This is a genomic window from Arachnia propionica (genome assembly GCF_037055325.1).
Classification (GTDB): Bacteria; Actinomycetota; Actinomycetes; order Propionibacteriales; family Propionibacteriaceae; genus Arachnia.
Window position 1 is genome coordinate 911,275 of the sequence record NZ_CP146373.1, and the last position, 14,727, is coordinate 926,001.

Here is a 14,727-nt window from a genome sequence, read left to right on the forward strand (position 1 = left end):
AGTGATGTGTTGTGATGAGCCTTGGTGGCTTGATGCTCATGATGATCGTGGGCGGGTTGGTCCTTCTCGCGTTGCGGGGCTCGCGCGCATTGAACGGAAGGCAGCAACCGCAACAGGTCGTTGCAGGACCACTTCGTTACGGTGAAACCCCCTTGGGGGATGCGGCTCGCGCATCCTTGGACGCCGACATCACGCGGTTCGGCGACGAGTTGCGTGATCTCGACCTGGACGTGGTGGGCATCGAACTGAGCGAAGAGGCCCAGACGAACTACTCGGAGGCCCTCGACTCTTACGAGAACGCCAAGCAGGCCATGAACCAGGCGCGCTACGAATCTGACGCAACAGCCATCGCCCACATCCTCGAGGAAGGGCGTTACGCGATGGCCTGCGTGAAGTCCCACGCCCAAGACAAACCGATGCCGGAACGCCGTCCACCGTGCTTCTTCGACCCAGCCCATGGGCCCTCTGCCAAGAACGTCACCTGGGCTCCCCCCGGCGGCGCACCGCGTGAGGTCCCGGCCTGTGCACTCGATGCGGCCCGGGTCACCTCCGGCTCGGATCCCCGCATCCGCATGGTTCAGCAGGGCTACCAGGCGGTGCCCTACTGGCAGGATCAGGGGCATGCCGCCTACGCCCGCGGCTACTACGAACCCTACGGGCTAGATCCGGTGGTCCAGGGGCTGACAAAGGGCGCGTTGATGTTTGGGGGGTTCTCCCTCTTGATGGGGCTTCTCGACGACTGACCCATTCGGCCCCAGTTTCCTCCGGGGCCGATTCCATGGCCAGGGCCCGCTGATCCTGCTTTCCAGGGTTGTGTCGGCCCGCCCGGCGCCGGGAGGCCTAGTCGTGCGGAAAAATAAGACACTCATCCGATATGGGTAGGCGGTGCACGTGTTCAGGGAACTTCGAGAGGGGATCGGTGGCTTTCTGCGATCCACCGGCCTCATGTTCCGGTATCTGATCGTCACGAGCATTCTCCGAGCCACGATTCTCTTTCCCCTGTTCTGGTGGGCCGCGAAGTACCTGTTCGCGATGCGAGGCCTGGTGTCCCTGAACAACGCCAACGCAGGCCGTTTCCTGCTGTCCGTCCCAGGGGCATTGTTCATCCTGCTCGCCCTGACATTGGTGTTGTTGACGACCTTGCTGGAGGTCGGCGGGTTCGTGAAACTGAGCGCCATCGCAATCTGGAGCGACTCCAAACCCTCTTATTTCGCCATCCTCGGCAGCATTCTCCGTTCCTTGCTTAAGATTGCCGGACCAGGTCTGGTTCTTCTTCTACCGTTAACGCTGGTGGTGCTGCCGTTGACCGGTTCGGCATTGAACCCGAGTTTCCTCCTCACATTCCGCATTCCGAATTTCATCACTGCCACCATCCTTGCCACCCCTCAGTACGCCGTCGCCTACTGGTGTCTCGTGGTCCTGATGCACGTCGTGGTCCTGATGATTGTCTTCGTCTTCCATTTCATGCTGCTCGGCGATCTCAAGGCCCTCGCCGCAATCAGGGCAAGCATTCGCCTGATAAAACCGAACGTGCTGCGTTTCGTGACCTTCATGTTTCTCTCAGCACTGTTTTTCGCTCTCGTCGCTGCGCTCATCATCGGGGCATTCGCAGGCCTTTACTTCTTGATCATGATGGCTGTCCCGGCAGATGCCACAGCCCTCGCGACCTTCGTAGGCTCTGTTTTCGTGATACTGCTGGCCCTGGTGATCGGCCTGATGGCCAGTTTCGTGGTACCGCTGGAACTGTATCTGCTCACCAACCGCTACTACGCCTTCCTGCGGAAGCTGCCCGATTCCGATCCACTCAGACCACTGGCCGACGTCACACCCGCCCTGCCCTCCAAGAAACATCCGAGCCTCCTCGACCGCATCCTGGGGCATCGGATCGCACTCGGTTGTCTCGTCACGGTGCTCGTGGTCAGCATCGCCGGCATCTTCACCATCACCGCCGATGAGTTGACAGCCGCTCCCGACATCACAGTGGTGGGACACCGCGGCGGACCGGAGGACACCACAGTGGAGAACAGCATGGAGGCGGTCGAACAATCGATCGCCGCCGGAGCCAATTACGTCGAGATGGACATCCAACGCACCCGGGATGGCCACTACGTGGTTTTCCACGATGAGAATTTCTCACGGTTTACTCATGAAAGCCGTGCGGTTCAGGACATGACGCTGTCCGAGATCCGCGAGCTGGATCTCGGCGAGAAATCAAAGGGCAGATTCAGTAACGTGAGGGTGCCCACCTTGGAGGAGCTCCTGGAGAAAAGCCGCGGGCGCATCGGGATCTTCCTCGAGCTCAAGGGCAAAAGCGCCGACCAACAAATGGTCGACGACGCCGTGGCGGCCCTGAAACGCCATGACATGCTGAGTCAGGTGGTGGTGATATCGCTCAAATACGAGCTGATCACCGGCCTCGAGGAACGCTACCCCGAGGTGACGAGCGGTTTCATCTATTTCCTGTCCTTCGGGGACACCGCACACCTGGTCGGCGACTACCTGATCCTTGAGGAGGACGCCGCCACCAGCGACACGATCACGCAGATCCACGAGGCCGGTAAACGCGCCGCGGTCTGGACCATCAACACCGAGGAATCGATGCAGAAATTCGTCAACTGGCCGGTGGATGCCGTGATCACCGACCGGGTCCGGCAGTGGCAGGCTGTCGCGGAGGAACGCCGACGGGCCGCCCCACTGGATGTGCTGATGCGTGAGCTCATCGAGTAGGAGGCTCCGTCGCCGTGGCGCCGAAGAATGTCACAGACCTGGGGTACGCTTCGGGGCCGTATGACTTCCTCCGCGTTCGAACACCTCTCCCCCGCATTCCCGCAGCGCGCCGCCTGGGGCACTGCACAGAGTCTTCGAGCCTGGCAGGTGGCTGCCCTCGAGCTGTACGCGACCACCCAGCCCCGCGATTTCCTGTGCGTGGCCACCCCCGGGGCGGGCAAAACGACCTTCGCGCTGCGTGTCGCCCATCAATTGCTGCACACCCGGACCGTGAAACGCGTCGTGGTGGTGACCCCCACCGAGCACCTCAAAACGCAGTGGGCCGATGCCGCGGCCCGGGTCGGTATTCACCTGGATCCGGGCACCGGAGGGGTGAAGCGGGGACGCTCCAAACAGTTCGACGGATCGGTGGTGACCTACGCGGGGGTTTCCCTGCGCGCCTACGCCTACGAGGCGCTGTGCAACCAGGTTTCCACCCTGGTGATCTTCGACGAGATCCACCACGCGGGCGATACCCGGAGCTGGGGGGACGGCATCCTGCAGGGTTTTTCCGAGGCCACCCGCCGCCTGGCGCTCACCGGCACCCCATTCCGCTCCGATGACAGCCCGATCCCCTTCGTGACCTACGAGGAATCCGAATCGGGGGTGAAGACCTCGCGGGCCGACTACACCTACGGCTACCGGGAGGCCCTGGCGGACCACGTGGTGCGGCCCGTGATCTTCATGAACTACGGCGGGCAGATGCGTTGGCGGATGCGTTCCGGGGAGGTGCTCGACGCCGACCTGGGAACGATGCTCACCAAGGATCTGACCGCCCACGCCTGGCGCACCGCCCTGTCTCCAACAGGCGAGTGGATTCCCGCCGTGCTGCGGGCCGCCGACCAGCGCCTGACACAGGTGCGTCGGGCCATTCCCGATGCGGGTGGCCTGGTAATAGCCACCAATCAGACCGTGGCGCGCGCCTACGCGAAGATCCTGGCAGAGATCACGGGGAAACGCCCTGCTGTGATCCTCTCCGACGACGCTAAGGCCGGCGGAAGAATCGAGGAGTTCGCCGCGGGCCAGGACCGCTGGATGGTGGCGGTTCGGATGGTCTCGGAGGGAGTGGATGTACCGCGGCTGGCAGTCGGGGTATATGCGACGTCCACCTCGACGCCGTTGTTCTTCGCCCAAGCAGTGGGCAGATTCGTGCGTTCGAGGCGACGCGGTGAGGTGGCGACAGTGTTCCTACCCACTGTCCCGATCCTGCTGGCCCACGCCGCGACGTTGGAGCGGCAACGCGACCACGTGCTAGGACGTCCCCGCTCCGAGGAAACCGACATCTGGGCGGAGACAGAGGCCCTCATCGATACAGCTAATCGCGACGAAAAAGCCTCCGATGACCTCCTCGGCGAGTTCGAGGCCCTCGACTCCCAGGCCACGTTCGACCACGTGCTGTTCGAGTCCCAGGCCTTCGGGATGCACGCCGAACCCACCTCACAGGACGAACTCGACTACCTGGGTCTGCCCGGTCTCCTGGAACCCGAGCAGGTGAGCACCCTCTTGGCCGAGCGGCAACGCCGCCAGCTCAGACGGCACGAACGCAAGGACCCGAAGTCGCAGCCGGAGGTGCCGCTGCACCGGGCGCTCGCGAACCAGCGCAAGGAGCTCAACTCCCTGGTGGCCCAGTTGGCCCGTTTGGAACAACGCCCCCACAGCCACGTCCACGCCGACCTGCGCCGCGAGTGCGGCGGCCCACCGCTTGCCCAGGCAACGACCGAACAGGTTGCTGAACGCATCTCCAGGGCCAGGGCTTGGCTCAGACGCTGATCGCCTGCGCTGACCGACCGACAGCCCCTGTCTGACACAGCCGGGCATCGCGCCTTTCGGTTCACCCGCCACTACGCTTGGGGCATGAGCGATGACCCCAAGAAGTTGGCGCACGAGGCCGTCGAGTTTCTCTCCTCTCGTTTCGGCGTGGATCGCATCGACCTGGCATTGGTGCTGGGTTCTGGCTGGTCTGCCGGAGCCGATCAGCTGGGGGAAGAGCTCGGCGAGATCACGCTCGGCGCGGTGCCGGGTTTCAAAGCCCCCGTCGTGAAAGGTCACGGTGGTTTTCTGAAACTGATCAGGACCTCTGGCGGCAGGATCACTGCTGTCTTGACGGGCCGTACCCACTACTACGAGGGCCGGGGGGTCGACCCGGTGGTCCACGGGGTGCGCACCGTCGCTGCCTGGGGCGCCACGACCCTGGTCCTCACCAACGGTTGCGGTGGGCTGAACCCGGCGTGGGCGCCGGGCAGCGTCGTGCTGATCCGCGACCACATCAACCTGACTGGCGCCACTCCGTTGCGGGGAGCCACTTTCATTGACATGACCGATGCCTACTCGGATCGGCTGCGTGACCTGGCACGCAGTGTTGCCCCGGATCTACCCGAGGGCGTCTATGTGCAGTTCCACGGCCCTCAGTACGAAACCCCTGCCGAGGTGCGGATGGCGGGACTGCTGGGGGGAGACCTGGTCGGGATGTCGACCGCGCTCGAGACCATTGCCGCCCGCGAGGCCGGGTTGGAGGTGCTGGGGCTCTCCCTGGTGACCAACGCCGCCGCGGGTCTGGCGGATTCGGGGCTCGATCACACCGAGGTGCTGCAGGCCGGGCGCGACGCCGGTCCACGGCTGGCCTCGTTGCTGGCGGGAATAGTGGGTGTGTTGTGACCGCCCGGAATGCTGCCCGCTCCTGGCTGGCGGTCGACTCCGACCCGGACACCCGCGCCGAGCTCGAGGAACTGCTGAGGTCAGCCGATTCCGGGGATCCGAAAGCTTCAGAAGCAATCGAGGATGCATTCAGCGGTCCCCTCACCTTCGGCACAGCCGGACTCAGAGGCAGGATGGGAGCTGGCCCGAACCGCATGAACCGCCTGGTGGTCACCCAGGCCGCGATTGGCTTGGCCGACTGGCTGAAGGAACATGGCCACGCAGGTGGACAGGTGCTGGTCGGCCACGACGCCCGCCACAAGTCCGAGGAATTCGCCCGCGACACCGCGGAGATCCTGGCCGGGGCGGGGTTCGCGGTGCTGCTCACAGGAAAACCTGTCCCGACTCCCCTGGTTTCCTTCGGCATCCGCCGATACGGCTGCGTTGCGGGGATCGTCGTGACGGCCTCCCACAACCCGGCAGCTGACAACGGATACAAGGTCTACCTCGGTGACGGATCGCAGATCATCCCACCAACGGACACGCAGATCGCCGCCCGCATCGCCGCCCACCCCGTCGATTCCCTCGCCCAGCTTCCACGCAGCTCCTCATACAAGGTGATGTGCGATCAGATCACCCGCGACTACGTGACCCACGGCGCCGACCTCATCCCGGAGGGGGCTGCCCGCGAGATCACCTGGGTACACACCGCGATGCATGGCGTGGGGGCCCGCACCATCCGGGAGCTGACCAGAGCGGCGGGGTTCCCTCCCGCCCACGAGGTTCCAGAACAAGCCGAACCGGATCCGAACTTCCCCACCGTCGCCTTCCCGAACCCGGAGGAACCAGGTGCGATCGACATGGCCCTGGCGCTGGCTGGAAGTACCAGGGCTGATCTGGTGGTGGCGAACGACCCCGACGCCGACAGATGCGCAGTCGCCGCTGTCATCGACGACCGGTGGCGGATGCTGACGGGCGACGAACTGGGCTTGCTGCTCGCCGACCACATGATCCGTCGAGGCGCGAAGGGGGTGCTGGCCAGTTCGGTGGTCTCCTCCGGTGCCCTCACCGCGCTGGCCGCCGCGAGAGGACGAGATCACGTCACCACCCTCACCGGTTTCAAGTGGATCGGAAGGGTTCCGGATCTGGCCTTCGGCTACGAGGAGGCCATCGGCTACTGCTGCGATCCCGGAACGGTCCCGGACAAGGACGGCCTGACCGCGGCTCTCATGGTTCTCGAACTTGCCGCCGGATTGCGGGCCGAGGGCCTCACCCTGGCTGACCGGTTGGATGAACTGACCGCCGAACTGGGGATCCACGCCACGTCCCAGATAGCGATCCGCGTCAGTGATCTCTCCCTGATCACCGATGCCATGGCCAGACTGCGCCAGAATCCACCCACATCCCTCCTGCATGCGCCCGTCACCTACCGCGACCTGGCTGAGGGCACATCCGGCCTTCCCCCGACCGACGCGGTGGAGCTGTCCGGTGACGAGGTGCACGTAGTGGTGCGTCCATCCGGGACCGAGCCGAAGCTGAAGTGCTACCTGGAGGTGCGGCTGACTCCCGAGAAGTCCCGGGTCGGCGCAACAGCAAGATTGGTTGTCGAACCCCGGTTGATGGCGCTTCGAGAACAGATGCAGTCCGTCCTCGGACTGGGCTGAAGGATTCCACGAAACTCGGGGCACGGTCCACCTGCACCTGACGACCTCTACCCTGGAAATCATGTGTAGGCTTTTCAAAGGGTTGTTCCTCGTCATCACGGTGGTTCTCGTGGGATTGGCGAACAGCCCACGAGCTTGGGCCGACGACGCCGCGCCCGTGAACCGGTGGAAAACCACCGTCAATCTTTCCAGCGACGGGATTGCCCACATCGAGTATGAGTTCGAGATGGATTTCTCCAAGGTCGAAGGACGTGGACCTGTCATCGCTTTCCCTGAAAGGCAACGAACCAACATTGAGCGAGAGTGGTTGAACTTTGGGATTTCCAACATTGACGTGAGTTCTCCCAGTGGCGCCAATTCCGAGACAAAGATCAGCCACGAGGACGGAAACGTCAGCATCCGAGTGGGAGAAAAGAACACGGTCTACCACGTCCCTCAGACCTATCGAATCAGCTATGACATCACTGGGTTGATCGCCACAAACAACTCCCAGAGCGGTTTGGATGAGTTCAGTTGGAACCCCATCGCAGGTGGAAAATCAGAAATCCGGAATTTCCAGGTGATAATCACCGGCCCAGCAGACATCTCGAAGACCGCCTGCTGGCGTACCAGAGACCTGAAAACCCCTTGCACGTCCAGCGCCAGCGGCACCACAGCGTCGTACTCCGTGGACACGATCCCGAGCGACGAGCCGATTCAAGTGGTGGCTGGCTTCCCGGCAGGCACCTTCCCCGGGGTTACCCAGAACGTGACGAAGGACCCCACTCTTGTGGAGCTTGCCTCAGAGGCTTATTCGCTGAATCCGGTGACGGGCGCCACCACTGCAGCGCTGGGAGCAGGGGCCGTGGCGGGGTTGTTGGCAATACGGAACCGGAAGGCCCGGGACGAGGTGTTCATTAATCTCACTCCAGGACTGGCCCCAGCCGATGGCGAGACAGCCCGAGTGGGGAAACGCCGGGGCAAGGCGAACGTGGCTGTCGCCTTCCAACCGCCCCAAGGTACCCGCCCCGGAGAGATCGGCACCCTGATGGACGCCACCGCCAACTCCGTGGACATCTCTGCAACCATCATCGACCTGGCCGTCCGTGGTTACCTCACGCTAGCCCCCCTCCCCAAGAAGGGCCACGTACTGAAACGCACCGACAAAAGCAGCACACACGAGCTGGCCGACTATGAACGGCGACTCCTCCGCAGCATCTTCAAAGCCGGGAAAAGCGTCACCCTCAAGGAGCTGAGAAGTGAGCAATACGGTGATGTGCAGAGCAGGACGAAGAAGAATCTCTACGCCCAGGTGATGTCGCTCGGATGGTTCCGCGATGATCCACGAAAGGCGCGCAACTCTGCGCTGGCCCTGGGGATTGTCCTGGCCGTTGCAGGCTTGGCTGGCAGCCTGTTCCTGGGGCTGGTATTCGGCTGGGGTCTGATTCCCCTACCGATCGCTTTGTTCGGCATCGGGTTGATTTTCCTTTCCCGCCGTTTCGGGAGCCGTACGGCCCAAGGATCGGCGGTGCTCGAGCAGGCGCGAGGTTTCGAGCTGTACCTGCGTACCGCGGAAAAGGACCAACTCAAATTCGAAGAAGGTATCGATGTCTTCAGCCGCTACCTGCCTTACGCCATGATCTTCGGCGTCACCGAACGCTGGACCAAACTATTCGCCCAGCTCGGCGCCGAGGGCTGCTACCAAGCTGACACTTCCTGGTACCACGGCACGGATCTTTACCACTCCACAGGCCTTTTCTACGCAGGCCTCAACAGCTTCTCCCAGGATTTCTCGCACTCACTGTCACAGGCCACAGCCGCTGCGGCCGCAGCGCAGGCAGCCTCAAGCAGTTCTTCCGGAGACTCGGGATTTTCCGGAGGAGGCGGATTTTCCGGCGGGGGTGCCAGCGTGGGTTCATGGTGATGGAAAGGAACAGTTACGGGTGAAACGACACGGACTGCAGGGACTACTGGCGCTGATCATCATCCTGTTGACCGCTTTCCTGGCCGCCCCTCGGGCGTGGGCCGACGAATCGGCTCCGATCAACCACTGGAACGTGGACGTCGACCTGTCTCGGGAGGGGGTGGCGCATGTGAACGCCGAACTCGAGATGGACTTCTCCGACACCCGAGGGCGAGGCCCGGTTTTCGTCCTGCCTACCCGGCAACCGGGCGGAGAGGATGGCCAGTTCTACCGCTACAAGATCTCCGGCATCCAGGTCAGCTCCTCCACAGCCCCGGACCAGACCCAGACCACCGAGGACAAGGAAGGCAACATCCAGGTTCGGGTCGGCGACGCGTCCCGATATCTCCATGAGAAACACACCTATCAGATCAGCTATACCGTGACCGGATTGATCGCTCCCGACCATCCGAAGAGCCACCTCGACGAGTTCAACTGGAACGTCATCGGCAACTGGCGGGGCAAAATCAACAATCTCACGGTGAAGGTCACCGGTCCCGAGAACATCTCAAAGACAGCCTGCTGGACTGGAAGCAACTACACGCAGTCCTGCGCATCCAACCGCAGCGGGAAAACAGCCACCTACCGCCTGCCCTCGATCAATCCCGGAACACCCGTTCAGGTAGTGGCGGGATTCTCTGCGGGTACCTTCCCCGGGGTGAAGCAAGATGTGGAATACCGGCGAACCCTCGGCAACTCTTTCTCCTTGACTCCGATCACGGGGGCAGCGACGCTGGTGACGACCGCTGGGGCTGCTTTCGCCATCGTCAAGTTCCGCAACCGGTACGCACGGGACGAGGCCTACCTCGGCGTGACCCCTGGTTTGAGCCCACGCGCCGGTCAAAAAGAACACATCGGTTTTCTCCCGGAAGACCTGAACATCGCGGTCCAATTCCATCCCCCAAAGAACGCCACCCCGGGTGAGATCGGCACCCTGATAGACGCGAATGCCGACTTCATTGATGTCTCCGCCTCGATCATCGACCTTGCTGTTCGCGGCTATTTGGTGATCACCGCCCAGAAGGACGGAGATCACCTGCTCACTCGAACCAAGAAGAACCAGGAGGAACTCGCCGACTACGAGAAGAAGCTGCTGTCAAAGCTCTTCCAGTCGGGCGATAAGGTCGCACTGAAGGAGCTTGGCGACGAGAAATACGACGGCCTGGATTCCGAGATCCGGGATATGCTCTATCTGCGGGTAGCGGAACTCGGTTGGTTTCGTGAAAGCCCGAGTTCCATGCGCTGGACCGGGAAAGCCATCGGCTTTTTCACCATCGTCATGGGAAGCTTGCTCTCTGGAGTCTTCGGGTACGGTCTCGGGTGGGGCTTAGTGTTCCTTCCCGTCGTGGCGGTCGGTATCGCGGTGCTCATGATGTCCGGCAAGTTCGGGAAACGCACGGCCAAAGGATCAGCTGCCCTGGTCCAGGCACGTGGTTTCGAACTCTATCTGCGCACCGCTGAAGCGGATAAATTGCGTTTCGAGGAAGGCATTGACATTTTCAGCCGCTATCTTCCCTACGCCATGATCTTCGGCGTGGCGCAGCGGTGGACAGAACTGTTCGCCCAGCTCAAACAGACGAACCGTTTCGAGGCCGACACGTCTTGGTATCGAGGGGTCAATCTCCATACCTCGAACAACGCTTTTTACACCAGGTTCAACAATTTCTGCTACGACTTCTCCGATGCCATGGTCACGGCCCATGAAGCAGCAAGAGCGAGCAGCTACAGTTCGAGTTCCTTCTCCTCATCCAGCTACACCTCCTCCGGATCCTCGGGAGGTTCCGGTTTTTCAGGTGGCGGCGGGTTCTCTGGAGGCGGTTTCAGCGGCGGATCGTGGTAAAGGAAACCGATCCGCGGATCCGGCCCCCGGGGGTCGGCGCGTTCCACCGGGATGCAGGCCGCTCCCCATCCGCCTTTGTGAGGTTCTACTCTGGGCACCATGCGCAGATTGTCCACAGGGCTGTTCGTCGCCATCATCGTGATGCTCGGCGGGTTGGCAAACAGCCCGCAAGCACGCGCGGACGACGCGGCTCCCGTCAATTGGTGGCGAACCACCGTCAAGCTCACCAGTGACGGGATGGCTCAGGTTGAGCACGAGTTCGAGATGGATTTCTCCAGGGTCGAAGGTCACGGACCCGTCATTGCACTACCTACGCGGCAACGAACCAAGAACGAGGATGAGTGGCTGAATTACGGAATCTCCAACATCCGCACGAGCTCACCCAGCAGCGCCCGGTCCGACACGAAAGTCATCGAGCAGAAAGAATACGGTACCATTTCTATCCAAGTGGGAAGCAATGGCGTCACGTATTCCACCCCGCAGACCTATAGAATCGGTTTTTACATAACCGGAGCGATCTCTCCCACCAATACCGAGAGTGGACTGGATGAATTCAACTGGAATCCGATCTCCCCCGGCACCAAATCAGAGATTGCAGACTTTCAAGCAACAATTACCGGCCCTGCAGATGTCTCGCAGGCTTCCTGCTGGCACACCAAGGAAATGAAAACCCCCTGCGATTCCGAGCTCAACGGTTCCAGCGCCTCCTACACCGTGGGCAGAATCCCAGCCGGAAACCCGGTCCAGGTGGCTGCTGGTTTCCCTGCCGGCACCTTCCCCGGGGTCACCCAGAACATCACGAAAAACCCAAAACCCCTCACCGGCGCGTATTCCTTGTCCCTCACTTCCGGGATCGCCATCGCTGTATTAGGCATGGGGGCAGTGGCAGGTTTGATCCTGATATGGCACCGGAGGACCCGTGACGAGGTGTTTCTCGGCCTTGCCCCCGGGCTGACGCCAACCACCGGGGCAACTGCCGCAGTGGGTAAGCGCCGGGGCAGGACGAACGTGACCGTCGCCTTCCAGCCACCCTCGGGCACCCGTCCCGGGGAGATCGGCACCCTGATGGACACCACCGCCGACTCCGTGAACATCTCCGCAACCATCATCGACCTGGCTGTCCGCGGATACCTCACCCTGGCCCCACTCCCCAACGGTGATCACCTATTGGCCCGTCGCCCCAGTCAGGACACAAAAGCGCTGGCCACCTACGAGTGGCAGCTTCTGTGCAGCATCTTCAGCGCAGGCGACGAGGTCACTCTCACACAATTACGTGACGAAAGGTACGGACAGCTACAGCGAAGATTCCGTGATGAACTCTACGACCAGACGGTCTCACTCGGCTGGTTTCACGGCAACTCGAGAGAAGCACGTAAAAAAGCGCACAGCATGGGGTGCACTCTCGCGATGTGCGGATTCCTGGGAAGCCTTCCGCTGGGAGTGATGATCGCTCTACTTCTCCAAGAAAAAGGCTGGGGGCTGGTTCCTCTGCCCATTGCACTGTTCGGCATCGGCTTGATCCTCCTGTCCCGCAGGTTTACAACTCGCACGGCACAAGGATCAGCAGTCCTCGAACAGGCAAAGGGTTTCGAACTGTACCTACGCACCGCAGAAAAAGATCAACTCAAATTCGAGGAGGGCACCGATATCTTCAGTCGCTACCTCCCCTATGCCATGATCTTCGGCGTCACCGAACACTGGACCAAACTATTCGCCCAACTCGGAGCAGAAGGCCGCTACCAACCCGACACCTCCTGGTACCACGGCGCAGACATCGATAACTCAGCGAGCCTGTTCACCACCACGTTTTCCAGCTTCTCCGGTGACTTCTCACTATCGCTGTCGCAGGCCACCTCCCAGGCCACAGCGGCCGCTGTGGAAGCTCAAGCGGCCTCGAGCGGATCCTCCGGAGATTCCGGCTTCTCCGGAGGCGGAGGATTCTCCGGCGGCAGTGCCAGCGTGAGCTCATGGTGACCGGGCCGGAAAGGCAACACACGAGCACAGGCTGCCCGGGTTGTCGGCATTGACCGCAATCCCGTCGTGGCACTGCCAGACGGATCACTTCCAGTCGGTGTGAGTTCTTTGTCTCACTCCTTCCGGATCGGAGCCCAGCTCGGACCCTCCGTCGCCAGCTTCTCGTCGAGTTTGCGGAACAACGGGCTGGGTTTCGCCAGCGGGGTGCCAGCGATGATGGGGCGGCGTTCCCACACCGCCTGCTGGGCCGCATAGTCGCCGGTCAGGATCGGATAGGTGACGTCGCCATCGGTGACCTCCCTGAGTTCCGGCTGGGCCGCCCACACCCCTCTGTTGCCGAGGGCCTCGAAGATGGCTTGGGCGGAGTGCGGCAGGTACGGAGTCAGCAGGGTGTTGCAGTCGGATACCACCTGCAGCGCAACGTGCAGCACGGTGTCGCGGCGGGCCGGGTCGTCCTTCAGCTTCCAGGGTTCCTGATCGGACAGGTACTTGTTCGCCAGGGAGACGATCCGCATCGCCTCGGTGATGCCGGCCTTGAAGCGACGGGCCGCGATGTGCTCCCCCACCGTCGCGAAGGCAGCGGCGGCAGCATCGAGCAATTCACGGTCCACATCGTTCAATTCCCCGGCATCCGGGATTGCGCCGTTGTTCTTGTGAGCCATGGAGATGGAGCGGTTGACCAGGTTGCCCCATTCGTTGGCCAACTCGAAGTTCACCCGGCGCACGAACTCCTCCCATGTGAAGTCCGTATCCTGGTTCTCGGGACCTGCCACCGCGATGAAATACCTGAGCGCATCGGGCCCGAACTCCTTCAGGAAGTCGCCGACGAAGATGGAGGCGCCCCGGGAGCTTGAGACTTTCGAGCCACGCATAGTCATGAACTCCGAAGACACAACCTCCGTGGGAAGTTTCAGCTCCCCCAAGACGGGTCTGATCTCACCGCCGACGGCTCCCTGCCCGTTGGCTCCCAGCAGAATGCCTGGCCAGATGACGGAGTGGAAGACAATGTTGTCCTTGCCCATGAAGTAGAAACTCTGGGCGGTTTCCTCGTTCCAGAACCGTCGCCAACCATCCGGGTCGCCGCTGCGCCTGGCCCATTCGATCGAGGCCGACAGGTAGCCGATGACCGCGTCAAACCACACGTAGATGCGCTTCATGGGCGCATCCACCCATCCTTCGAGGGGAACGGGAACCCCCCAGTCGAGGTCGCGGGTGATGGCCCTGGGACGGATCTTCTCCAGCAGGTTGTGACTGAACTTCAAGACGTTGGGCCGCCACTCCTCACGGGAGTCGAGCCATGTCGTCAGCTGCTCCGCGACCTTCGGTAGATCGAGGAAGAAATGCTCGGTCTCCACGAACCGCGGGGTTTCGCCATTGATGCGGGAAACCGGGTTGATCAGATCCGCCGGGTCGAGCTGGTTCCCGCAGTTGTCGCACTGGTCGCCGCGGGCCTCGGGGTAGTCGCAGATGGGGCAGGTGCCCTCGATGAACCGGTCGGGCAGAGTGCGCCCCGTGGACGGAGAAATGGCTCCCATCTGGGTCTGGGCGATGATGTAACCGTTGTCGTACAGCGCCGTGAACACTTCCTGCACCACCCGGTAGTGGTTGGGAGTGGTGGTGCGGGTGTACAGGTCGTAGGACAAGCCCAGCCCCTGCAGATCGGATGCGATCACCCGGTGGTATTTGTCTGCGCATTCGCGGGCCGTCAAACCTTCGGAGTCGGCCTTCACCTGGATTGCGGTGCCGTGTTCGTCCGATCCGGAGACCATCAGCACGTTGTGTCCTGCCATGCGCATGTAGCGCGCGAAAACGTCCGAGGGGACGCCGAAACCGGAGACATGACCGATGTGACGGGGGCCGTTGGCGTAGGGCCAGGCAACCGCCGCTAGAACGTCAGAACACATGGC

At 62.2% G+C, this 14,727-nt stretch carries 9 protein-coding genes; 8 read left to right on the forward strand and 1 reads right to left on the reverse strand.

The window, feature by feature from the left end:
• Positions 1-14: 14 nt before the first annotated feature.
• The 8 genes from V7R84_RS04295 (at position 15) to V7R84_RS04330 (ending at position 12,820) form a co-directional block, all read left to right on the forward strand.
• Positions 15-743: a hypothetical protein gene (locus V7R84_RS04295; protein WP_338572392.1), complete on the forward strand. Its 729-nt coding sequence runs from the start codon at positions 15-17 to the stop codon at positions 741-743.
• Positions 744-891: 148 nt separating this feature from the next.
• Positions 892-2,727: a glycerophosphodiester phosphodiesterase family protein gene (locus V7R84_RS04300; protein WP_338572393.1), complete on the forward strand. Its 1,836-nt coding sequence runs from the start codon at positions 892-894 to the stop codon at positions 2,725-2,727.
• 60 nt (positions 2,728-2,787) lie between these two features.
• Positions 2,788-4,536: a DEAD/DEAH box helicase gene (locus V7R84_RS04305; protein WP_338572395.1), complete on the forward strand. Its 1,749-nt coding sequence runs from the start codon at positions 2,788-2,790 to the stop codon at positions 4,534-4,536.
• A gap of 84 nt (positions 4,537-4,620) precedes the next feature.
• On the forward strand, positions 4,621-5,421 hold the full coding sequence (locus V7R84_RS04310; RefSeq protein ID WP_338572397.1) for a purine-nucleoside phosphorylase: 801 nt from the start codon (positions 4,621-4,623) through the stop codon (positions 5,419-5,421).
• Positions 5,418-7,064: a phospho-sugar mutase gene (locus tag V7R84_RS04315; protein ID WP_338572398.1), complete on the forward strand. Its 1,647-nt coding sequence runs from the start codon at positions 5,418-5,420 to the stop codon at positions 7,062-7,064. The genes V7R84_RS04310 and V7R84_RS04315 overlap by 4 nt, the downstream gene beginning before the upstream one ends.
• Before the next feature lie 61 nt (positions 7,065-7,125).
• Positions 7,126-8,967, forward strand: a complete 1,842-nt coding sequence (locus V7R84_RS04320; protein ID WP_338572400.1) for a DUF2207 domain-containing protein — start codon at positions 7,126-7,128, stop codon at positions 8,965-8,967.
• Positions 8,968-8,986: 19 nt separating this feature from the next.
• Positions 8,987-10,846, forward strand: a complete 1,860-nt coding sequence (locus V7R84_RS04325; protein ID WP_338572401.1) for a DUF2207 domain-containing protein — start codon at positions 8,987-8,989, stop codon at positions 10,844-10,846.
• 99 nt (positions 10,847-10,945) lie between these two features.
• Positions 10,946-12,820 carry a DUF2207 domain-containing protein gene (locus V7R84_RS04330; RefSeq protein WP_338572402.1) on the forward strand — a complete coding sequence of 625 codons (1,875 nt, stop codon included), beginning with the start codon at positions 10,946-10,948 and terminating at the stop codon, positions 12,818-12,820.
• Positions 12,821-12,933: 113 nt separating this feature from the next.
• On the opposite strand, the gene metG is transcribed toward V7R84_RS04330, so the two are convergent.
• Complete coding sequence (gene metG, locus V7R84_RS04335; RefSeq protein ID WP_338572404.1) at positions 12,934-14,724, reverse strand: methionine--tRNA ligase; 1,791 nt, start codon at positions 14,722-14,724, stop codon at positions 12,934-12,936.
• Positions 14,725-14,727: the final 3 nt, after the last annotated feature.

Excerpts from the sequence above, each read along its gene's own strand:
- V7R84_RS04295 (WP_338572392.1), top strand. The coding sequence starts at position 15 with ATGAGCCTTGGTGGCTTGATGCTCATGATGATCGTGGGCGGGTTGGTC.
- metG (WP_338572404.1), bottom strand. The coding sequence starts at position 14,724 with ATGTGTTCTGACGTTCTAGCGGCGGTTGCCTGGCCCTACGCCAACGGC.
- V7R84_RS04310 (WP_338572397.1), top strand. The coding sequence starts at position 4,621 with ATGAGCGATGACCCCAAGAAGTTGGCGCACGAGGCCGTCGAGTTTCTC.
- V7R84_RS04305 (WP_338572395.1), top strand. The coding sequence starts at position 2,788 with ATGACTTCCTCCGCGTTCGAACACCTCTCCCCCGCATTCCCGCAGCGC.
- V7R84_RS04330 (WP_338572402.1), top strand. The coding sequence starts at position 10,946 with ATGCGCAGATTGTCCACAGGGCTGTTCGTCGCCATCATCGTGATGCTC.
- V7R84_RS04320 (WP_338572400.1), top strand. The coding sequence starts at position 7,126 with ATGTGTAGGCTTTTCAAAGGGTTGTTCCTCGTCATCACGGTGGTTCTC.